The following is a 21,337-nucleotide window of genomic DNA, read 5'->3' as shown; positions in this document are numbered from 1 at the left end:
CCTGGGAGCCTTCCGGAACGACGGACGACGAACACCCGACAGACTACTTGTCGAGGGCCTCCCGAACGGACGAACGGCACCCTCACGAGGAGAGTGCCGTCCGGGCCGTGCAGAGGTGCACCGTGGTGCGAGTGGATCAACCGCCCAGCAGGCCGGGCAGCAGCGGGGGCAGGGTGATCGGCGGCAGCAGCGGCGGCGTGGCCGTGCCGCTGGTCGTCGGGTCCGCGGAGCCCTCGGCGGCGTCCGGCGCGGCTGTCTCGGCACTCCCGGCCGCCCCGTCGACGCCGAGCCGGCCGTCGCCGGGCAGGACGTCGAGCAGATCGCCCTGCTCCTCGGTCGTGGTGCCCGTGGGCGGCGTGGTCGTCGTGCCCTCGGGGGCCGTGGTGCCGGTCCCGTCCTGGGTGGTCGTCGTCCCGGCCTGCGACGACTGGGTCGTCGTCGGCCGGGGCTGCTGCTCCGACTCGCCGCTCTGGTCGGCGACGGTCGCCGACGTCGGGACACAGGACGCGGAGGCCGGGACCGCCCCCAGCTCGTCGGCGCCCGCGACGACCTCGCTGCAGCCCGTGCGGGCCCGCAGCGCCTCGGCGCGCTGGTTCATCGCGTTGAGCAGCGCGTAGGACTGCTCGATGTCCGAACGGTTCGCGGCGGGCAGCGACGGGGACATCCCCCGCATCACGGCCGCCTGCTCGGTCGTCCAGGTGCGCAGGTCCCCCAGCTCGGTGCTGGTCGGTGCGCCGTCGCCGAGCAGGGTCACGGACCCGGCGGTGGCGGAGTCGCGGAACTGCCCGAGCGCCGCGCCGACGAGCGCCGCGTCCGGGGAACCGTCGGCGACCATCCGGTTGATCTCGCCCAGCCGGGTCGCGGCGAGGTCGAGGTGGCGGTGGCCGAGCGCGTCGTCACTGAAGGTGAAGACGGTGCCGGTGGACTCCGAGGCGCGCTTCATGGCGTACAGCGCATCTCCGGGCAGGGCGTTGCGGGCGACCAGTGCGCCACCGCCTGCGATGGCGACGAGCGCCAGCAGGGCGGCCCCGCTGACCAGCGCGACCCGCTTGCGCAGGCTCGGGCGGCCGCCGGGCCGGCGCGAGCCGCGGGCACCGCCGGGGCGGTTCGGCTGGTCCGGGTGGTCCGACGGGAGGACGTGGCGGGGCTTGCGCCCCCGCGGCACGTCCGTACCGGCGCCGGCGCTCGTGAGGGTGCGGGTACCACCCGCGCCGACCGACACGCCTGCCACGGTCGTCGGGGCGTCCGTGCCGCCTGTCCCGCCGTCCGGCCGCGGACCGGCCACGGAGGCCATCTCCACGGTCGTCTCGGTCGGTCCGGGCGGCGGTGCCGCCGGCGGAGCCATCGTGTCGACGCCGCCGCCGGGGCCGAAGCCCTCCTCGGCGAGCGCCGCGAACAACCGCTGCTTCATCCGGACCGAGGCTTGCCGGTCCGGCGACAGGGAGGAGCGGCTGCGGTCGAGCGCAGCCGCCAGCGCGAGCTCGTGTGCGAGCTCCTCCGCGGCGTCGGCGCCGGGAGGTGTCCCGTACGCCTCGTACCGTTCCTCGTCGTCGCCCCGTCCCGCGGGCATGTTGGCCGTCCTCACTGCATCCCTGCACTGTTCGTCAGCGCCGAGCCCGGTCGGGACCCCGCACTGCTTCGACGTTCACCCACACAACGAGCCAGGCGGTCGTCGGTTACGGCGTAGGGACCGTTCACCGCTTCGAGTTGTTCGTTCGTCGCACCCGTAACGACACGGCCACAATGGCCGATATAGCGCGCACTCATCGCACACCATCGGGGAGCAGGGTGGCGAGCCGGCGGACGGCGCGGTGCTGCAGGGCCTTGACCGCACCCTCGTTGCGCTGCATCCGCTCGGCCGTCTCGGCCACGGACAGGCCTTGTAGGAACCGCATCTGGATGCATTCCTGCTGGTCGGGGTTCAGCTTCGCGATCGCGATGCGGAGCTCGTCGTTGGTGGCGTTCTCCAGCACCTGCTGCTCGGGGCCGTGCGTGGTGGGGGAGTAGTCCACGATCTCCGACGTCGTGGACTCCAGCCGGTAGCGGCTGGACTTCACGTGGTCGAAGATCAGGTTTCGGGCGATGGTGACGAACCACGCACCGATGTCGCGGCCCTGGTAGCTGACCGAGCCGATCCGGCGCAGGGCCCGGACGAACGTCTCCTGGGTGAGGTCCTCGGCGAGCGTGCGGTCCCCCATGCGGAAGAGCACGTAGCGGTAGACGACCTCGTGGTACTTCTCGTACAGCTCGCTGAACGCGGCGAGGTCGCCGGCCTGGCAGCGCTTGACCAGCGTCCAGGTGCCGCCCTCCTCGGGCGACGGCTCCACCGGGTGCTCCTCGGCGGAGGGCGTCACGGGGCGCTGCTGCGGCACCGGGGCGGAGCGGTCCGCCGGACCGGCCCCGGGGGCGAGCGGTGCGTCCGCCTGCGGGACGGCGTCGTAGCGCTCACCGTGCACGGGCGACTGGGCCGGGGGCGTCTGTGCGGCCGGCCGATGGGGTGTCGTCGGTCGCTGCCCGGGCGGGGAGGGCTGGGTCGGGGGAGCTTGGGTCAGTGGTGCCACAGGCGTCCTCGTGGGGGGAGTCGGCCGCACCGCGGCGTCGGCGTGCCAGCCGGCGTCGGCGCGGAGCCGGGGGCGCATCGGGCGGGTCATGAAGCCCTGCGTGCCCGGAGTCGGACAGGGCCCCGCGGGTGAGCCCGCCGAGCGCTGGCAACAGGCTGCATGCCACTCCCTTGGGTGAGGTCTCGTGCCGATCCGGACGGTCGTGCGTTGATCCGGTCGTAGCGGCGGAGCATAGGTCCGGGACGGAGCCCCCCGACGCGCCGCGCCGCTCGCCGCCGGGAGGATCCGGTGAGCGGGAGACTACGCGCGGTGAACGTCGTGGTGGCGCAGCGTGTCCGTCCGTGACGGCGTGTCGAGCCGTCCGTCGTCCCGGGACGTGCTGTCGGCGTGGCTGCCCGACCGCTCGGGGGTCGACCCGTACGGGCGGTCCGCACCTGCGCCCGCTCGTCGCACGCGGAGTCTCTGCGACACTCGTCGGATCGGCCGTCACCGGCGGCCGCGCCTGCCGTGTCGTATCCCGAGGAGCGAGTGCCGTGCCAGGAGAAGGCCCACGAGACGGAGAAGGTCGCGTGCCGCAGGGCCTCACGCACGTGTACGCGCTGGTCGAGCGGGCCGCGGCGAACGGGCCGGAGCATCCCGCACTGGTCGACGTCACCCGCGGCACCACGCTGACCTGGGCGGACCTGCACGCGGCGGCCGGCATCGAGGCGGAGCGGCTGCGGGCCGCGGGGGTCACCCCGGGCGACCGGGTGGCCGTCCTGCTGCCCAACGGCGAGGCCTTCGGCGTCGCCGTGTTCGGTGCGCTGCGGGCCGGTGCCGTCGTGGTCCCGATCGGACCGGGCGCGGTGGCGCGCGAGCTGGAGATCATCCTGGGTGACGCCACCCCCCGGGTGGTGGTCGCCGGAGCGGGGGAGAGCGCCGTGGCGGCCGCCGGCGTGGGCGCGCAGGTGCTCCCGCCGCCTCCCTCGGGTGAAGGGGCGGCGGCCACGGGTCCGCGGGCGGGGAGCGCCGACGGTGCTCGGGAAGCGAGCGGGGACGGTGGGGAGGCCATCGCGCTCCTTGTCTACACGTCCGGCACCACGGGCCGTCCGCGAGGTGTCCGTCTCTCCCACCGGGCGCTGCTCGCGAACCGTGCGCAGCTCGCCTCGCTGCGCCCCTCCCCGGTCACCCCGACGGACCGGGTCCTGCTGGCCCTGCCGCTGTTCCACGTGTTCGGCCTCGCCGCCGGGCTGCTGCAGGTCTCCTGGGCCGGTGCCACGGTCGTGCTCACCGAGCGCTTCGACGCCGACACGATGCCGGATCTGCTGGTCAGGCAGCGGGTCAGCGCGATCGCCGGCGTCCCGTCGATGTACCGCGCGCTGCTCGACGTGCCCGCGGAGCAGCTGCGGGCCGGGTTCGCCGGCGTCCGCATCTGCACCTCGGGCGGGGCGCCGCTGCCGCCGAAGTGGTTCGCCGCGTTCCACGACGCCACGGGGCTGGACATCGTCGAGGGTTACGGGCTCAGCGAGGCCGGGCCGGTCGTCACGAGCAACCAGGTCGGCGGCGCGGCCCGCCCCGGCTCCGTCGGACGGCCGCTCCCGGGCGTCGAGCTGCGTCTCGTCGACGCCGAAGGGCGCCCCCTCACGGACTCCCGGAACGACGAGGACGAGGGCGAGGAGGGGGACGTGGCGGACGTCTACACCGATCCCGCGGACGACACCGGCCTCGTCGCCCTGCGCGGGCCCAGCCTGTTCTCCGGCTACTGGCCCGACGGCGAGGGCGGCCCGGACGCCGACGGCTGGTTCCGCACCGCGGACGTCGGCTACCTGGACGGGAACGGGGACCTGCACCTCGTCGACCGCACGTCGGACCTGGTGATCGTCAACGGCTTCAACGTCTACCCACGCGAGGTCGAGCAGGTGCTCGCCGAGCTGGCGGAGGTGGCCGAGGCCGCGGTCATCGGCATCCCGGACGACCGGACGGGTGCGGCGGTGAAGGCGGTCATCGTCCGCACGCCCGGCTCGGACCTCACCGAGGAACAGGTGGTCGAGCACTGCGCGCTGCGGCTGGCCCGCTTCAAGCGGCCGACGACGGTCGCGTTCGTCGACGAGCTGCCGCGCACCCCGACGGGCAAGATCGCCCGCCGCACCCTCGCGGAGGTTTAGGACGATGAGTCATTCGGTGACCGTGCTGACGCGGGTCGGCTGCCATCTGTGCGAGACCGCCGAGGCCGAGGTGAGCCGGATCTGCGGTGAGCTGGGCGTCCCGTGGGAGGCCACGGACGTGGACGCCGACGGCGAGCTGCGCGCCGAGTACGGGGACCGGGTCCCGGTGATCCTGATCGACGGCCGGGAGCACGGGTTCTGGCGGGTGGAGGAGAAGCGGTTCCGTTCGGCCCTGACGTGAGGCGCCCGAGATGAGGCCCGAAATGAAGTGCCTGACATGAGGCGCCTGCGATGAGGCGCCGAACCGCTGGGGCCCGGGCGCCGAAAGCACGGTCGTGAGCACAGCAGTCGCCCCCGAGGCGGCACCCACGCCCCGGTCCCGGGTCATCCCGTGGCCTCTCGCCGCGCTGATCGGCGTACTGGCCGTCGGGGCCGCGCTCGGCGCGGGGAGCCTCGTCGCGGGGGTCGTCTCCCCGTCGTCCTCGCCCTATCTCGCGGTCGGCGACACGGTCATCCGCTACTCGCCGGAGCCGGTCACCGAGTTCGCGAAGGCGACCTTCGGGACCGCGGACAAGCCGATCCTGCTCGGCGGCATGGCCGTGGTGATCCTGCTGGTGGCCGCGGCGGCCGGCATCGCGTCGCGCCGCAGCCGGCGCCCGGGTGTCGCCGTGGTCACCGTCCTGGGCGTCGCCGGCTTCGCGGCCGTCGCGTTCGCCCCGTCGTTCGCGCCACTGGACCTGGTGGCGCCGCTCGCGTCGCTGCTCGCCGGCGTCGTCTCGTTCCGGTGGCTGCACCGCCTCGCACTCGACGCGGCGGACGAGCGGACGGCGGGCACCGGGGTCTCCCGGCGCAAGGTGCTGATCGGCTCGTCCGCCGCGGTCGGTCTCGGCGCTCTGGCCTCCGGCGGCGGGGGCCTGCTGCTCGGCCGCGGCGCGGAGGAGTCCCGCGCGACGGTCACCCGCATGCTCGCGGGCTCCACCACCCCCGCGCCGGCGATCCCGGCGGGCGTGGACTTCGCCTCCGCCGTGCCCGGCACGACCCGCTTCCTGACGTCGAACGCGGACTTCTACCGGATCGACGTGGCCCTGCGGATCCCCCAGCTGCGCGCGGCGGACTGGCGGCTGCGCATCCACGGCATGGTCGACCGCGAGATCACCCTGACCTTCGACGACCTGATGCGCCGCCCGCTCGTCGAGCGCACCGTCACGATGACCTGCGTCTCGAACCCCGTCGGCGGCGACCTGATCTCCACGGCGAACTTCGTCGGGGCCGACCTGCGGGACATCCTGCTCGAGGCGGGCGTGCAGCAGGGCGCGGACCAGGTGTTCTGCACCAGCGCCGACGGCTGGACGGCCGGCACGCCGACCGACGTCGTGCTCGAGCAGGGCCGCGGCGCGATGCTGGCGATCGGGATGAACGGCGAGGCGCTGCCGCCCGAGCACGGTTTCCCGGTGCGGATGATCGTGCCCGGCCTCTACGGCTACGTGTCCGCGACCAAGTGGATCGTGGACATGGAGGTGACGACCTTCGGCCGGGACAAGCAGAGCTACTGGCTGCAGCGCGGCTGGGCGGAGCGGGCGCCGATCAAGACCGAGGCCCGCATCGACATGCCGAAGGGCTTCTCCTCGGTGCCGGCAGGGCCCGTCGACGTCGCGGGCATCGCGTGGTCCCAGCCGCGCGGGATCAGCAAGGTCGAGGTCAGGACGGACGGCGGCCCTTGGCGGCCGGCCGAGCTGGCCACGGAGGTCGGCGGTGACACCTGGCGGATGTGGAAGACGCGCTTGGACCTCGCCGCCGGGAGCCACACCGTGCAGGTGCGGGCCACCGACGCGGATGGCGACACCCAGACCGAGCAGCGGGCGGACCCCGTTCCGGACGGCGCCAGCGGCTGGCCGGCGACGATCTTCACCGTCGCCTAGAAGAGCCCGAACCGGTCCACCCGTCGGGGCGAACGTTCCAGTCTGCTCCACAGTGGACAAGCATTTCCGTCACTGTGATCCGAACGTTACCGAATCTTCTGAACCGGGTTCGGCGCGATATCGAACATCCATGTGACAGGCCCGGAACAATCCGGACCGGCTTGTAGGAGGAACACCGTGCGTAAGACTCAGCGACTCGCCACCCTCGGCGCGACGGCGGCCCTGGTCGTCACCCTCGGCGCCTGCAGCAACAGCGAGCAGCCGTCCACCGCCGCCCCGTCGACCGGCGCCCCGGCCACCATGTCCGCCCCGGCTTCGGCAGCGGCCGCCAGCACCGGCGTCACCACCGCGGCGGACGTCTTCGGCCCGTCCTGCTCCGCGCTCCCCCAGGGCGGCGAGCCCGGCTCGCTCGACGCGATGGGCCCGCAGCCGGTGGCGACCGCCGCGTCGACCAACCCGCTGCTGACCACCCTGGTCACCGCCGTCGGCAAGGTCCCCGGCCTCGCGGACACCCTGAACGCGGCGCCGGCGCTGACCGTCTACGCCCCCGTCAACATCGCGTTCGAGAAGATCCCCGCGGACACGCTGAACTCGGTCCTCAACGACCAGGCCAAGCTGGGCGCGCTGCTCTCGTACCACGTGTCGGGCACCCGCTACGACAAGGACGGCCTGCTCGCGGCCGGCACCACCACCGAGCTCGCGGGTGGCACGGTCAAGGTCGGCGGCAGCGGTGACGCGATCACCCTGACCGGTGGCAACGGCCAGGCCGCGAACGTGGTCTGCGGCAACATCCCGACCTCGAACGCGACGGTCTTCGCGATCGACTCGGTGCTCATGCCCGCCAGCTGATCCCGGCGCCCCGCCCGCGGGCGCTCTGTGTCGGCAAGGCAGACCCCGGACTCCCGGCGACCGCACGGTCGCCGGGAGTCCTGCTGTCCGGGGCGGCCCGCCGCGTGTCCTGCACCACGTCCCGACGACGAGCGGCATCAGGGAGGCGATCACCGGTCGTCCGGGCGGACCCGGGGTCTCAGCACGTCGTCGAGCAAGATCGCAACTTTGTGCACGACTTCACGAGCGGCTACCGTGTGGAGCCGTTGCCGATGCGGCCCCTGCCCATCCGGTCAGTGCTCCTCTCACGGGAGCCGGGACCCCGCCGGCCGACCATCGATCGGAAGAACCCGCCGGTCAGTGGTCTGAGAACAGTCCTGCCAGAAGTACCGTGCCGATGCCCGAGGAGACGCCAGCGTGACGTTGCCGCCGCAGGCCGACTCCCCGGGTGGCGACCCGGGAGCGGACCCCGCGCGGGGCTCCCGGTCCATTCCCGAGGCCACCGTCGCCCGCCTCGCCGTGTATCTCCGCGCCCTCGGCGAGCTCGCCGCGGAGGGCGCCGAGACGGTGTCCAGCGAGGAGCTCTCCGCGGCCAGCGGCGTCAACTCGGCGAAGCTGCGCAAGGACCTCTCCTACATCGGCACCTACGGCATCCGCGGCGTCGGCTACGAGGTGACGGCCCTGCAGCACGAGCTCGAGCGCGTGCTCGGGCTGGACCACCCGCAGGCGGTCGCGCTCGTCGGCGTCGGGAACCTGGGCCACGCGCTGGCCGGTTACGGCGGCTTCGGCGGCCGCGGCTTCCCGGTCCGCGCCCTGTTCGACGTGGACCCGGACCTGGTGGGCATCCACATCAACGGGATCCTCGTCGAGCACGCCCGGGACATCCCGCGCATCTGCACGGAGCGCGGTGTGACCATCGGCATGATTGCGACCCCGGCCCAGGGCGCCCAGGGCGTCTGCGACCTCCTGGTGCAGGCCGGTGTGCGCTCCATCCTGAACTTCGCCCCGTTGTTCCTGCAGGTCCCGGCCGAGGTCGAGGTGCGCAAGGTGGACCTTGCCGTCGAGCTGCAGGTCCTCGCGTTCCACGTCGCGCGGCGCAGTGCGGAGGCCGTCGGGGGTGTGACCGGGGCCGAACAGGGGATTCCCCCGAGGCAGGCCGTCACGGGCACGCGTATCAAAGAGGGCGTCGCAACCGTTCCCCAGGTTGTGACCGGTGCAAACGGATCGGCGGTGTTTCCTCGATGAGCGTCCTTGTCGTAGGGCTCTCCCATCGCAGCGCTCCCGTCGAGGTGCTGGAGCGGGCCGCGGTCTCGTCCGACGACGTGCCCAAGCTCCTCGACGAGATGCTGCGCTGCCCCCACGTCAGCGAAGCCGTGCTGCTCTCGACGTGCAACCGGATCGAGATCTACGCGGTCGTGGACGCGTTCCACGGCGGGCTGGCGGACGTCTCCTCGGTGCTCGGCCGGCACTCCGGCCTCGAGCTCGGTGAGCTGACCGAGCACCTCTTCGTGCACTACGCGAGCTCCGCGGTGCAGCACCTGTTCTCCGTGGCGGCCGGGCTGGACTCGATGGTCGTCGGCGAGTCCCAGATCCTGGGCCAGCTGCGCACGGCGTACGCCACGGCCGACGAGGTCGGTTCCGTCGGCCGGGTGCTGCACGAGCTGGCCCAGCAGGCGCTGCGCGTCGGCAAGCGGGTGCACGCGAGCACCGGGATCGACGCCGCAGGGGCCTCCGTCGTCTCCGAGGCGCTGGCCGACGCGGCCGCGGGTCTCGGGCAGGACCTCTCCGGCACGCGGGCCGTCATCGTCGGCGCGGGGGCCATGGGCGCGCTCGCCGCGGCTCACCTGCGCCGCGCCGGCGCCGCCGAGATCATCGTGCTGAACCGGTCCGCGGAGCGGGCCGAGCGGCTCGCCGAGAAGACCGCCGAGCAGGGCACCCCCGCCCGCGCCGGGCTCCTCGAGGACCTGGAGACCGAGCTCGCGCAGGCGGATCTGATGGTCACCTGCACCGGGGCCATCGGCACCGTGGTCGAGCTCGCGCCCGTCGAGGCGGCGATGACCGGCCGCGCCGGACGCCCGCTGGTGGTCTGCGACCTGGGGCTGCCCCGGGACGTCGACCCGGCGATCGCCGGGGTCGAGGGCGTCACCGTCGTGGACCTGATCGCGCTGCAGCGCCGCCTCGGTGGCGACGCCGGCGTCGGCCGGTCCGTCGCGTCGGCCCGCGAGCTCGTCGCGGAGGAGGCCCAGAGCTACCTCGCCGCGCAGCGCTCGGCCGAGGTCACCCCCACCGTCACCGCGCTGCGCCGGCGCGCCTCCGAGGTCGTCGACGCGGAGCTGCTGCGCCTGACCTCGCGCCTCCCTGACCTCGAGGACGGCGTGCGCGAGGAGTTCGGGCGCACCGTCCGCCGCGTGGTGGACAAGCTGCTGCACACGCCGACCGTGCAGGTGAAGCGCCTCGCGGAGGGACCCGACGGGGACAGCTACGCCGCGGCGCTGCGCACCCTGTTCGAGCTGGACCCGACCAAGCCCGCCGCGGTCGCCGGCACCGCCGAGCAGCTCACCGGCGCGGACGTCGCCCGCGCGCTCGAGGCGCCGCTCGAGCCGCCCGCGCAGACCCTGGAGCGAGGCCGATGAGCGTCACACCGCTGCGCGTCGGCACCCGGCCGAGCGCGCTCGCCGTCGCCCAGTCCGGGATGATCGCCGAGCGGATCATTGCCGCCGGGCGCCCCGCCGAGCTGGTGAACGTCAGCACCACCGGGGACCGCTCGCTCGCGCCGATCGCCGAGCTGGGCGTCGGGGTGTTCGTGTCCGCCCTGCGTGAGGCGCTCGTCGCCGGCGAGGTGGACGTCGCCGTGCACTCCTACAAGGATCTGCCCACCAAACCGGACCCGCGGCTCACGCTCGTCGCGGTGCCGGTCCGGGAGGACCCCCGGGACGCGCTCGTCGCCCGCGACGGCCGCGTGCTCGGTGAGCTCGGCGCCGGCTCGCGGATCGGGACCGGGTCGCCCCGGCGCTCGGCCCAGCTCGCCGCGCTGGGGCTGGGGTTCGAGATCGTGCCGATCCGGGGCAACGTCGACACCCGGATCGGGAAGGTGCGGTCCGGCGAGCTGGACGCGGTGGTCGTCGCCGCGGCCGGGCTGCGCAGGCTGGGCCGCGTCGACGAGGCGAGCGAGCTGCTCGACCCGCTGCAGATGCTCCCCGCTCCCGCCCAGGGTGCACTCGCGATCGAGTGCCGGGCCGGCGACGAGGAGCTCGCCCGCTTCCTCGCCGCGTCGCTGGACGACGCGGCCACGCGCGCGGCGGTCACCGCCGAGCGTTCCGTGCTGGCCACACTCGAGGCGGGCTGCAGCGCACCCATCGGTGCGCTCGCGGACGTCGTCTCGGACTACGTGGAGGACGCAGCCGGGAACGACGTCATCGTCGACCGGCTGTCCCTCCGCGCGATCATCGGCACGACCACGGGGGCGCTGCTGCGCGCCTCCGGTACCGCAGACATGGACAACGCCGAGCAGCTCGGGGCCGCGCTCGCCCTCGAGCTGCTCGACATGGGCGCCGACGACCTGCCGAACGTGCAGGGGCCGGGCGCCGAGAGAATCGCTGGATCGGGAGTTCAACAATGAGCCAGGCAACGTCCACCCCCGGCCGGATCGCGTTCGTGGGCAGTGGCCCCGGCGATCCCGGGCTGCTGACCGTGCGCGCTCGCGAGGCGCTCGCCGGGGCGCCGCTCGTGATCACCGACCCGGACGTGCCCGACGCGATCCTCGGCCTGGTGGCCGAGGGCGCCGAGGTCAGGCCCGCCGTGGGCCAGCCCGCCGACGTGGCGGGGGACCTGCTCACCGAGGCCCGCACGGGGCGCGCGGTGGTCCGGCTGGTCTCCGGTGACCCGCTGACCGTCGACGCCGTGGTGGCCGAGGCGCAGGCCGTCGCCGCCGAGGGTGTTGCCTTCGACGTGGTCCCGGGCGTTCCGGCCGGCACCGCGGTGCCGGCCTACGCCGGTGTCCCGCTGGGATCCGGGCACATCGAGGCGGACGTCCGGGCGGGCCTGGACTGGGCGAAGCTGGCCGTCGCGCCGGGCACCCTGGTGCTGCACGCCGCCGCCGCGCACCTCGCCGAGGTCGCGACATCGCTGACCGAGCACGGCCGCCCGTCGGACACCCCGGTCGCGGTTACCGCGCACGGCACCGAGTCCACCCAGAAGACCGTGGCGACGACGCTCGCGTCGATGCCGTCGGCCGCCGGGGACCTCGAGGGCCCGCTCGTGCTGACCGTCGGCGAGGAGGTCGCCCGTCGCGCGGACCTGTCGTGGTGGGAGTCCCGGGCGCTCTACGGCTGGCGGGTCCTGGTGCCGCGCACCAAGGACCAGGCGGGCGTGATGAGCGACCGGCTGCGCATGCACGGGGCGATCCCGGAGGAGGTCCCGACCATCGCGGTCGAGCCGCCCCGCTCGCCCACCCAGATGGAGCGGGCCGTCAAGGGCCTCGTCGACGGCCGCTACCAGTGGGTCGTCTTCACCTCCACCAACGCCGTGCGCGCGGTGTGGGAGAAGTTCGCCGAGTTCGGCCTGGACGCCCGTGCGTTCTCCGGGGTGAAGATCGCCTGCGTCGGGACCGCGACCGCCGAGAAGGTGCGCGCCTTCGGCATCGTGCCCGAGCTGGTGCCGGACGTGGAGGAGTCCCAGACCTCGTCGTCCGAGGGGCTGCTGGAGATCTTCCCGCCGCACGACGACATCCTGGACCCGGTGGACCGTGTCCTGCTGCCGCGGGCGGACATCGCCACCGAGACCCTCGCCGCCGGCCTGACCGAGCGCGGTTGGGAGATCGACGACGTGACGGCCTACCGGACCGTCCGCGCCGCGCCGCCGCCCGCCCCGATCCGCGAGGCGATCAAGACCGGCGGGTTCGACGCGGTCTGCTTCACCTCGTCGTCGACGGTGCGGAACCTGGTCGGCATCGCGGGCAAGCCGCACGCCCGCACGCTCGTCGCCTGCATCGGCCCGGCGACGGCCGAGACGGCGCGGGAGTTCGGCCTGCGGGTGGACGTCCAGCCGGACGACGCCCGGGTCCCGGCCCTGGTCGACGCCCTGGCCGCGCACGCCTCGCGGCTGCGCGCGGAGGGCGCCCTGCCGCCCCCGAAGAAGGCCAAGGCCCGCCGCCGCTGAGCCTGAGCACGAAAAGGGCCGCTCCCCTCGGGGAGCGGCCCCTTCTCGTGTGCGGGTGGCGGCCGACCGGCCCCGGCGCTTGAGTGGCTCAAGCACCACCCTGCGCCGCTTGAGCCACTCAGGCACCGGTGCGGCGACCGGCCTGGCGGTCGGGCGCGCAGCAGCGGGTCAGGAGCTGGCGGTCGCCGGGCGGAGCAGGTTCCACCAGCGCCGGCGGGCGGTCTCGGCGGCCTGCTCCGCGTCCGCCTTCGCCAGGGCCTCGGCCGTGACGACGGGGATCATCTCGGTCCGCGCCTCGCTGGCGTGCAGCTCCGGCGGGTACGCCGCGATCCGCTCCGCCTCGGAGATCCCCTCGACCGGCTCCCACGGGCCGGTCTGCCGCGCCCGGGCCAGGTACGCCGACGCCGCCGCGAGGCCCGCGCGCACGCCCTCCGACGTCGGCGCGGCGCCGATGCTGCGGTGCCCGGCACCCCACGGGGCCAGGCCGGCGTGGTGCCCGATGGTGACGGTGACGAACTCCCAGGCGTAGTCGCGCTCCTGGGTGGCGACGAGGTCCCGGAGCTCGTCCGGACCCCACGTGGCGCTGCCCTCGTCCGCGGTGCCGCGGACGGTGAGCACGAGGATGCGGGCGGGCCGCTCCTCCTCCGGCATGGCGGCCAGCGTGGCGCCGAGGTCCGCGGCGAGGCCGCCGAGGGCGTCCCGGACCGCGGCGGTGCCGCCGCCGTGCAGGCGCGGCGCGCGGACGTCCGCGGCCGGCTTGGGGGCGGTGAACCTCCGGCCCGTGCGGACGACGCTGACGAGCAGCTCGCCGTCCTGGTCGCGATGGGCGGCGAGGAGGTCCGTGACCCCGGCGCGCACGTCGTCGCGGACCGGCTTCAGGGAACTGGATCGATCGAGAAGGAGGGCGATGACGGTGCGTCCCGGCTTTGTCACGCACGCAGGATGCCGTATCGGGTGAGCAGCCCCGCTCCCGGGCCCACGTCGGCGCCGGCAGGTCGACGCCCGGTCGTACCCTGGAGCGATGGCCTTCCCCGTCCAACGTCCGCGCCGGCTGCGTTCCACCCCGGCGCTGCGCCGGCTGGTGGCCGAGACCGACCTGCGGCCCCGCCACCTGATCCTGCCCCTGTTCGTCAAGGAGGGCGCCGCGGAGCCGGTGCCCATCTCCTCGATGCCGGGGGTCGTGCAGCACACCCGGGACTCGCTGCGCAAGGCCGCGGCCGAGGCGGTGGCGGCGGGCGTCGGCGGGCTGATGCTGTTCGGCGTCCCGGAGAAGCACGACGCGACGGGCTCGGGTGCCGTCGACCCGGACGGGATCCTCAACGTCGCACTGCGGGACGTCCGCGCGGAGGTCGGGGACGCCACCGTCCTGATGTCGGACCTGTGCCTGGACGAGTTCACCGACCACGGCCACTGCGGCGTGCTCGACGCCGACGGCGCGGTGGACAACGACGCCACGCTGGAGATCTACGCCGCGATGGGTGTCGCGCAGGCCGAGGCGGGGGCGCACGTCGTCGCCCCCAGCGGCATGATGGACGGCCAGGTCGGCGTGATCCGGGCGGCGCTCGACGCCGCCGGGCACCTGGACACCGGGATCCTCGCCTACACCGCGAAGTACTCCTCGGCCTTCTACGGGCCGTTCCGCGAGGCCGTGCAGTCCCAGCTCAAGGGCGACCGCAAGACCTACCAGCAGGACGGCGCGAACCTGCGCGAGGCGCTGCGCGAGCTCGCGCTGGACCTCGAGGAGGGCGCGGACATGGTCATGGTCAAGCCCGCGCTGCCCTACCTGGACGTGCTGCGGACCGTCGCCGAGACCGCGGACGTCCCGGTCGCCGCCTACCAGGTGTCCGGCGAGTACGCGATGCTCGAGGCCGCCGCCGCGAACGGCTGGATCGAGCGCGAGCGGGCGATCCACGAGACGCTCACCTCGCTGCGTCGCGCGGGCGCGGACTTCCTGCTCACCTATTGGGCCGCCGAGGTCGCTCCCGGGCTGGACTGATCCGGTGGCGGCGGCCACGCACTAGGCTGCGCCCCTGATCCGAGGGTCTCCGCGGCGGAGGCCGGTGACCGAGGGGAAAGCGTCCGATGAGCCACGACCCGTCATCCGGTGGAAGCGGCCAGGGCTGGGACGGCGGGGCGCAGCAGCCGCCGCCGTACGAGGGCGGTCACGGCCAGGCACCCGGCTACGGTCAGGCCGCCCCGGGCGGCTACGGACCCCCTGAGGGCTACGGCCAGGGCGAGTACGGCCAGGGCAGCTATCCCCAGGCCGGTTACCCCCAGGCCGGTTACGCGCAGGCCGGGTATCCCCCGCAGAGCCCGTACGGCGCCCCGCCGGTCGCGGGCCCGCAGGGGGAGGCCCGCGGCTTCTTCTCCGCCCTGTTCGACTTCAGCTTCACCACGTTCGCGACGCCGGTGGTGGTGAAGGTCGTCTACATCGTCGGGATCATCGTGCTCGCGCTCGGCTGGGTGGGCGCCGTGATCGTCGGCTTCGCCCGGAGCCCGGCGGTCGGTGTCGCCGCCCTGCTGCTGGGCGGTCTGGCAGCGTTCTTCTACCTCGTGCTGCTCCGCGTGACCCTCGAGCTCTACTACGCGATCGTGCGGATGTCCGAGGACGTGCACCGCCGCCCTTGACCGCGTGGACACCCCGACGGCCCGGGTCCTACGGTGGCGCCGTGAGCACGCCGTCGGAACCCCAGGACCGTCCGACCCCCGAGGGTGGGCCCGACGGGCCCCGGGACGGGTCGACGGCCGCGACCGGGTCGTCCGGGAGCCGGGACGAGGGTGCGCCGACCCCGGAGCAGCCCACCGCGGAGCAGACCGCCCCGGTGCCGGACGCACCGCCGGAGTACCCCCGGCCCGCGCAGTCAGGCCCCCCGCCCGGCTGGAACGTGCCCTACAACTCGTCGGGCCCCTCGACCGGCCACTACCCGCAGTACCCGCAGAACCCCTACGGCCCCCAGGCGGGCGGCTGGTACGGCGCGCCGCAGCAGCCCTACCCCCAGCCGTACGCGCCCCCGCAGCAGGCGGGGTACGGCGGCACGGACGTCTACGGCGGCTGGTCCCCGCCCCCCGCGGGCATGGTCGCCGAGCCCGAGGCGCCGCGCCGGCCGGCGTCGGTCGCCCTGGGGATGGTCCTGATGATCCTCGCGGCGCTGCCGTTCCTGATCCTCGGCATCGCCGGGATGACCGTCCCGCTGACCCGCGACATGTTCCCGCCCGAGATCGGCCTGGACGGGCTGCTCGCGCAGTCCACGCTGACGTTCGAGCAGCTCGTCCAGGCGGTCCGGGTGCTGCTCGCGTTCATCGCGTTGCTCGCGCTCGTCTACATCGTCCTCGCCGTGGTCGCGTTCATCGGCCGGAACTGGGCCCGGGTCACCGCGACGGTGCTGACGGCGGTGTTCTCGGTGATCATGCTGCTGAACCTGCCCGGGGTGCTGGGGGACCCGTCGGCGCTCGCCGTCGTGCTCGCGCCGGTGGTGCTCGGGATCGCGGGCGTGCTGCTCATGCGGACCCCACCGGCGTCGGCCTGGTTCGCCTCCCGCCGCGCCCGGGCCCGCCGCTGACGCACGCGTCACGGGGACCGCACGGGCCGGAACCCGCCGCGGCTGTAAGACTGGCGGGTGTGAGTGCCCCGATCACGCCAGAGAAGTCCGCTCAGCTGTTCGCGCGCGCGACCGAGCTCATCCCGGGCGGGGTCAACTCGCCGGTCCGGGCCTTCAGCTCGGTCGGCGGCACCCCGCGCTTCATAGTCTCCGCGAAGGGCCCCTGGCTCACCGACGCCGACGGGATCCGCTACGTCGACCTCATCTCGTCGTGGGGCCCGATGATCCTGGGCCACGCGCACCCGGCCGTCGTCGAGGCGGTGCAGACGGCCGCGGCGAGCGGGCTGTCCTTCGGCGCGCCGACGGCCGCCGAGCTGGACCTCGCGGAGGAGATCATCCGCCGGGTCGCGCCGGTGGAGCAGGTGCGGCTGGTCAACTCCGGCACCGAGGCCACGATGAGCGCGATCCGGCTGGCCCGGGGCATCACCGGGCGGAAGGTGGTCGTCAAGTTCGCCGGCTGCTACCACGGTCACGTCGACGCGCTGCTCGTCCAGGCCGGCTCCGGCCTCGCGACGCTGGGCCTGCCCACCAGCCCCGGTGTGACGGGCGCGCAGGCCGCGGACACCGTCGTCGTCCCCTACAACGACCTGGCCGCGGTGCGTGCCGTCTTCGCCGAGCGCGGCAGCGAGATCGCCTGCGTGATCACCGAGGCCGCCGCCGGGAACATGGGCGCCGTCGCGCCGCTCCCGGGCTTCAACGCGGGCCTGCGCGAGATCACCCGTGAGCACGGTGCCCTGCTGGTGATGGACGAGGTCATGACCGGGTTCCGGGTCTCGCCCGCCGGCTGGTACGGCCTCGACGGCGTCGCCGGGGACCTCTACACGTTCGGCAAGGTCATGTCCGGCGGGCTGCCCGCCGCCGCCTTCGGCGGCTCCGCCGAGCTGATGTCCTACCTCGCGCCGGTGGGGCCGGTCTACCAGGCCGGGACGCTCTCGGGGAACCCCGTCGCCGTCGCCGCCGGGCTCGCCACCCTGCGCGCCGCGGACGCGGACGTCTACGCGAAGCTCGACGCGAACGCCGCCCGGCTCGTCGGTCTCTTCGGTGACGCGCTGAGCGCGGCCGGGGTGCCGCACCGCGTGCAGACGGCCGGGAACATGTTCTCGATCTTCTTCACCGAGGACGAGGTGCACGACTACGACGGCGCCCGCGCCGCCCAGACCTGGCGTTTCCCGCCGTTCTTCCACGCCCTGCTCGAGGCGGGCGTCTACGGCCCGCCGAGCGCGTTCGAGGCCTGGTTCGTCTCCGCGGCGCTGGACGACGACGCGTTCGCCGTGATCGAGAAGGCGCTGCCGGGCGCCGCCCGCGCGGCCGCCTCGGCGGTGGCCCCGTGAGCCGGGTGGTCGGTGCGAGGACCGGGCCGGGTCAGCTGAGCACCCCCGAGCCCACCGGTCCGCGGACCGTCGTCCACCTGCTACGGCACGGCGAGGTGCACAACCCCGAGGGCATCCTCTACGGCCGCCGATCGGGCTTCCGGCTCTCGGAGCGGGGCCAGGAGCAGGCCGGGCTGGTCGCGAGCGCGCTCGCGGACTCCGACGTCACGGCCGTCCTCGCGTCGCCCCTGCAGCGCGCGCAGGAGACCGCGACGCCGATCGCCGTGAAGCACGGCCTGGAGATCGTCACCGACGAGGGCCTGATCGAGGCCGGCAACGAGTTCGAGGGCAGCCGCTTCGGCGTCGGCGACGGTGCGCTGCGGCGCCCGGCGAACTGGCCGTTGCTGCGGGACCCCTTCACGCCGTCCTGGGGCGAGCCGTACCTGGCGATCGCGCACCGGATGCTCGGCGTCCTGCAGCGGGCCCGGGCGCTGGCCGAGGGCCACGAGGCCGTCTGCGTGTCCCACCAGCTGCCCGTCTGGACGCTGCGGCGCTACCTGCTGGGCCAGCGGCTGTGGCACGACCCCCGGAGGCGTCAGTGCGCCCTCGCGTCGCTGACGACGTGCGAGTTCACCGGCACCACCCTCACCGGCCTGCGCTACAGCGAGCCGGCGGGGGCGAGCGACCCGGCCCGGACCGGCGCATGAGAAGCCCGCAAGCCCTCGCCGCGGCGCTGCTCGGCGCCGTGCTGCTGCTCACCGGCTGTTCGACCAGCAAGGACGCCGTCGCGCAGTCGCAGCAGACCTTCACGTTCGTCGCGCCGGGCGGCAAGACCGAGATCATGTACGACCCGCCGTCGTCCCGCGGCACGGTGCCGACCCTGTCCGGGGACAGCTTGCTGAACGACGGGCGGAAGGTCGGCCTGGACGACTTCGCCGGCCAGGTCGTCGTCGTCAACATCTGGGGGTCGTGGTGCGGGCCGTGCCGCACCGAGGCGCCGGACCTGGAGTTCGTGCTGCAGCAGACCCGGGCCTCCGGGGTCGGCATGCTCGGCATCGACGTCCAGGACTCGCGGTCCGCCGCCGCGGACTTCGTGCGGGACCGCGGGATCACCTACGACTCGATCTACGACCCGTCCGGGCGCAGTCTCGTGGGGCTCTCCGGCTACCCCCGCAACGCCGTCCCATCGACGATCGTGCTGGACCGGCGGCACCGCGTCGCGGCGGTGTACCTCGGCGCGATCCAGGTGGCGAAGCTGATCCCGGTCGTGCAGCGGCTGGCCGCCGAGGAACCGCCGCCCGCCTGACCCGGGACCGCGATCCACTACAGCGTGTAGAACCCGGTGCGCGAGGTGTCGGTGCCCGCACATACCCTGGTCGGTGATGGATGCGTCGACCACCCTCGCGATCTCGGGCCCGCTGCTGGTGGCAGCGGTCGTCGCCGTGCTCGCGGGAGCCGTGAGCTTCGCATCGCCGTGCGTGGTCCCGCTCGTTCCGGGCTATCTCGCGTACCTCGCCGGGCTGGTCGGGGCGGACTCCCCGCCGGCCACCCCCGCCGAGGCCGGGAAGCGCCGTGAGGGCCGCTGGCGCGTCGCCGGTGCCGCGGCGCTGTTCGTCGCCGGGTTCACCGTGGTGTTCGGGGCGATCCTGGTCGGCGTCGTCTGGCTGTCGGACGTGCTGGTGCGCAACGAGGCCGTGCTGCAGCGCGTCGGCGGCGTGGTCATGATCGCGATGGGGCTGGCGTTCGTCGGCCTGCTGCCGGTGCTGCAGAACGAGCGGCGCGTGCACTGGGTGCCGCGGGCGGGCCTCTGGGGTGCGCCGCTGCTCGGCGCGGTGTTCGGCCTCGGCTGGGTGCCCTGCATCGGCCCGACGCTCGCGGGCGTCGTCGCGGTCGCGGCGGGCACGGGCGGGGGATCGCTGCGCGGCGTCGTCCTCACGCTGGCCTACTGCGCGGGCCTCGGGCTGCCGTTCGTCGTCATCGCGCTGGGCGCCTCGCGTGCCGTGCGGGCGCTGGGCTGGCTGCGCCGCCACACCCGCACCATCCAGATCTCCGGGGGCATGCTGCTCGTCGCCGTCGGGATCCTGCTACTCACCGGCCTGTGGAGCTCGCTGCTCGTGCAGCTCCAGGTCTCCGTCGCCGGCTTCACCCCGGCGATCTGATGAGCTCCCCGCCCACGGCGCCCCCGTCCCTGCCGGAGACCGCTCCAGGAGCCGAGCCCCCCGCGAGCGGGCCGTCCCCGGCCCGCCGGCCGCTCGCGTTCCTGCGCAACACCTGGCGCGGCCTGACGAGCATGCGCACCGCCCTGGTGCTGCTGTTCCTGCTGGCCCTGGCGTCGCTGCCCGGCGCGCTGCTCCCGCAGCGCTCGCTGAACGCCCAGCTCGTCGACCAGTACTTCGCGGACTATCCGTCGTTGGCTCCCCGGCTGGACCGGGTGGGCGCGTTCGACGTCTTCGCGACGCCGTGGTTCGCCGCCATCTACCTGCTGCTGATGATCTCGCTGTGCGGGTGCCTGCTGCCGCGCTCGCTCGAGGGCGTGCGCGCCGCGCGGGCCACCCCCGTCGCCACGCCGCGCAACCTCGCCCGGCTGCCGCACCATGCGTCGGCCACGCTGGACGAGGAGCCGGACGCCGTCGCGGCCCGGGTGCGCTCCCGGCTCGGCGTCGGGTCCCGGTTCGGCTGGCGCAGCGCGGAGGCCACGGACTCCGAAGGCGTCCGCACCGTCTCGTCGGAGAAGGGCTACCTCCGCGAGACCGGCAACCTGGTCTTCCACATCAGCCTGGTCGGGCTGCTCGTGGGCATCGCCGTCGGCAAGCTCTTCGGCTACGAGGGCCAGGTCATCGTGCTGGCGAACGGGAACCAGTTCTGCAACACCTCGATCCTGGGCTACGACTCGTTCCGGCCCGGCCTGCGCGTCGACGGCACGGACCTGCAGCCGTTCTGCGTGCAGATCGACGACTTCACCGCGGACTACCTGCCCAACGGCCAGCCGGACACCTACCGCGCGGACATCGGCTACCAGGACAGCACGCAGGTCGAGTCCGGGGACGCCGGCATCTGGAGCCCCTACGAGCTCGCGGTCAACCACCCGCTGCGCCTGGACGGCGCCCGCGTCTACCTCACCGGCCACGGCTACGCGCCCCGGTTCACGGTCACCTGGCCCAACGGCGAGCAGCGCACCGGCGAGATCCAGTGGCAGCCGGTGGACCAGACCACGCTGCTCTCGCAGGGCGCCACGAAGTTCGAGCGCCCCGGCGTGGCGGACGACGCGCAGCGGCAGAAGAGCTCGCTGGCGATCACCGGCCTCTTCGCGCCGACGAGCTCCGGCGGGAAGGTCGTCACGTCCACCTACCCGGAGATGCGCAACCCCGAGGTCGCGATCGACGTCCTGCGCGGGGACCTCGGCCTGGACGACGGCCGCGGCCAGTCGATCTTCGCCGTGGACCAGTCGAAGGTCGACTCCGGGCAGCTCGTCCGCGTCGCCCGGGCCAACCTGGTCCCGGGCGAGTCCACGACCCTGGACGACGGCACCGTGGTCCGCTTCGACGACGTGACCCCGTGGGTCGCCCTGCAGGTCAGCCACGATCCGGGCCAGTTCTCCGTGCTGGTCTTCGCGATCCTGATCCTGATCGGGCTGGGCCTGTCGCTGTCGATCAAACGGCGGCGGTTCTGGGTGCGGCTGACCCCGGCCGGGGAGGGGCGCACGCTGGTCGAGCTGGGCGGGCTGGCCCGCACGGACCAGGCCGGGTACGGCGAGGAGTTCGACCGCCTCCGGGCGGACCTGCTGGACCCGAAGTCAGACGACAAGAAGGACGGTTGAGG

General features: G+C 74.1%; 19 protein-coding genes. 16 read left to right on the top strand and 3 right to left on the bottom strand.

Translation table 11 applies throughout. From position 1 onward, the window contains the following. Window positions 1-136: 136 nt before the first annotated feature. Window positions 137-1,570 carry a DUF5667 domain-containing protein gene (locus JWP64_RS02765; RefSeq protein ID WP_297491881.1) on the bottom strand — a complete coding sequence of 478 codons (1,434 nt, stop codon included), beginning with the start codon at window positions 1,568-1,570 and terminating at the stop codon, window positions 137-139. A gap of 193 nt (window positions 1,571-1,763) precedes the next feature. After that, window positions 1,764-2,327: a sigma-70 family RNA polymerase sigma factor gene (locus JWP64_RS02760; RefSeq protein ID WP_297491976.1), complete on the bottom strand. Its 564-nt coding sequence runs from the start codon at window positions 2,325-2,327 to the stop codon at window positions 1,764-1,766. Window positions 2,328-3,130: 803 nt separating this feature from the next. Between JWP64_RS02760 and JWP64_RS02755 the strand changes: the two genes are divergently transcribed. The 8 genes from JWP64_RS02755 to JWP64_RS02720 all read left to right on the top strand — a co-directional run bounded on the left by JWP64_RS02755 (window position 3,131) and on the right by JWP64_RS02720 (window position 12,609). Further along, on the top strand, window positions 3,131-4,705 hold the full coding sequence (locus JWP64_RS02755; protein ID WP_297491879.1) for an AMP-binding protein: 1,575 nt from the start codon (window positions 3,131-3,133) through the stop codon (window positions 4,703-4,705). Window positions 4,706-4,709: 4 nt separating this feature from the next. Continuing rightward, complete coding sequence (locus JWP64_RS02750) at window positions 4,710-4,946, top strand: glutaredoxin family protein (protein WP_297491877.1); 237 nt, start codon at window positions 4,710-4,712, stop codon at window positions 4,944-4,946. 94 nt (window positions 4,947-5,040) lie between these two features. Next, complete coding sequence (locus JWP64_RS02745; RefSeq protein ID WP_297491875.1) at window positions 5,041-6,624, top strand: molybdopterin-dependent oxidoreductase; 1,584 nt, start codon at window positions 5,041-5,043, stop codon at window positions 6,622-6,624. 177 nt (window positions 6,625-6,801) lie between these two features. After that, a complete protein-coding gene (locus tag JWP64_RS02740) occupies window positions 6,802-7,473 on the top strand; it encodes a fasciclin domain-containing protein (RefSeq protein ID WP_297491872.1) in 672 nt (223 codons plus the stop codon). 402 nt (window positions 7,474-7,875) lie between these two features. Beyond that, window positions 7,876-8,697 (top strand): redox-sensing transcriptional repressor Rex, encoded by an 822-nt coding sequence (locus tag JWP64_RS02735; RefSeq protein ID WP_297491975.1) that lies wholly within the window; start codon window positions 7,876-7,878, stop codon window positions 8,695-8,697. After that, window positions 8,694-10,085 (top strand): glutamyl-tRNA reductase, encoded by a 1,392-nt coding sequence (locus JWP64_RS02730; protein WP_297491870.1) that lies wholly within the window; start codon window positions 8,694-8,696, stop codon window positions 10,083-10,085. The genes JWP64_RS02735 and JWP64_RS02730 overlap by 4 nt, the downstream gene beginning before the upstream one ends. Beyond that, window positions 10,082-11,071, top strand: a complete 990-nt coding sequence (hemC, locus tag JWP64_RS02725) for a hydroxymethylbilane synthase (RefSeq protein ID WP_297491868.1) — start codon at window positions 10,082-10,084, stop codon at window positions 11,069-11,071. Before JWP64_RS02730 ends, hemC begins: the two co-directional genes overlap by 4 nt. Beyond that, window positions 11,068-12,609: a uroporphyrinogen-III synthase gene (locus JWP64_RS02720; RefSeq protein ID WP_297491866.1), complete on the top strand. Its 1,542-nt coding sequence runs from the start codon at window positions 11,068-11,070 to the stop codon at window positions 12,607-12,609. Before hemC ends, JWP64_RS02720 begins: the two co-directional genes overlap by 4 nt. A gap of 168 nt (window positions 12,610-12,777) precedes the next feature. Here the strand turns inward: JWP64_RS02720 and JWP64_RS02715 are convergent, their stop codons facing one another. Continuing rightward, the gene (locus tag JWP64_RS02715; RefSeq protein WP_297491864.1) at window positions 12,778-13,542 is read right to left on the bottom strand and encodes a hypothetical protein; all 765 of its coding nucleotides are present in this window, start codon (window positions 13,540-13,542) and stop codon (window positions 12,778-12,780) included. 88 nt (window positions 13,543-13,630) lie between these two features. On the opposite strand from JWP64_RS02715, the gene hemB reads away from it, so the two are divergent. From hemB to JWP64_RS02675, 8 genes are all read left to right on the top strand, one after another. Continuing rightward, window positions 13,631-14,605 carry a porphobilinogen synthase gene (gene hemB, locus JWP64_RS02710; protein ID WP_297491862.1) on the top strand — a complete coding sequence of 325 codons (975 nt, stop codon included), beginning with the start codon at window positions 13,631-13,633 and terminating at the stop codon, window positions 14,603-14,605. Window positions 14,606-14,691: 86 nt separating this feature from the next. Further along, window positions 14,692-15,237, top strand: a complete 546-nt coding sequence (locus JWP64_RS02705) for a DUF4282 domain-containing protein (RefSeq protein WP_297491860.1) — start codon at window positions 14,692-14,694, stop codon at window positions 15,235-15,237. A gap of 41 nt (window positions 15,238-15,278) precedes the next feature. Next, entirely contained in the window at window positions 15,279-16,169 is an 891-nt protein-coding gene (locus tag JWP64_RS02700) for a hypothetical protein (RefSeq protein ID WP_297491857.1), read from the top strand. A gap of 71 nt (window positions 16,170-16,240) precedes the next feature. Further along, window positions 16,241-17,539 (top strand): glutamate-1-semialdehyde 2,1-aminomutase, encoded by a 1,299-nt coding sequence (gene hemL, locus JWP64_RS02695; protein ID WP_297491974.1) that lies wholly within the window; start codon window positions 16,241-16,243, stop codon window positions 17,537-17,539. A 5-nt stretch (window positions 17,540-17,544) separates the two neighbouring features. Next, window positions 17,545-18,225 (top strand): histidine phosphatase family protein, encoded by a 681-nt coding sequence (locus JWP64_RS02690; RefSeq protein ID WP_297491972.1) that lies wholly within the window; start codon window positions 17,545-17,547, stop codon window positions 18,223-18,225. Then, window positions 18,222-18,824 (top strand): TlpA disulfide reductase family protein, encoded by a 603-nt coding sequence (locus JWP64_RS02685; RefSeq protein WP_297491855.1) that lies wholly within the window; start codon window positions 18,222-18,224, stop codon window positions 18,822-18,824. Before JWP64_RS02690 ends, JWP64_RS02685 begins: the two co-directional genes overlap by 4 nt. Before the next feature lie 76 nt (window positions 18,825-18,900). Then, on the top strand, window positions 18,901-19,677 hold the full coding sequence (locus JWP64_RS02680) for a cytochrome c biogenesis CcdA family protein (protein ID WP_297491853.1): 777 nt from the start codon (window positions 18,901-18,903) through the stop codon (window positions 19,675-19,677). Next, complete coding sequence (locus tag JWP64_RS02675; RefSeq protein ID WP_297491851.1) at window positions 19,677-21,335, top strand: cytochrome c biogenesis protein ResB; 1,659 nt, start codon at window positions 19,677-19,679, stop codon at window positions 21,333-21,335. Before JWP64_RS02680 ends, JWP64_RS02675 begins: the two co-directional genes overlap by 1 nt. Window positions 21,336-21,337: the final 2 nt, after the last annotated feature.

Origin of the sequence: Pseudonocardia sp. (assembly GCF_025465255.1) — a bacterium.
GTDB lineage: Bacteria > Actinomycetota > Actinomycetes > Mycobacteriales > Pseudonocardiaceae > Pseudonocardia.
Note: the sequence above shows the minus strand (reverse complement) of the source record. Positions and strands in the feature narration are given on the sequence as shown.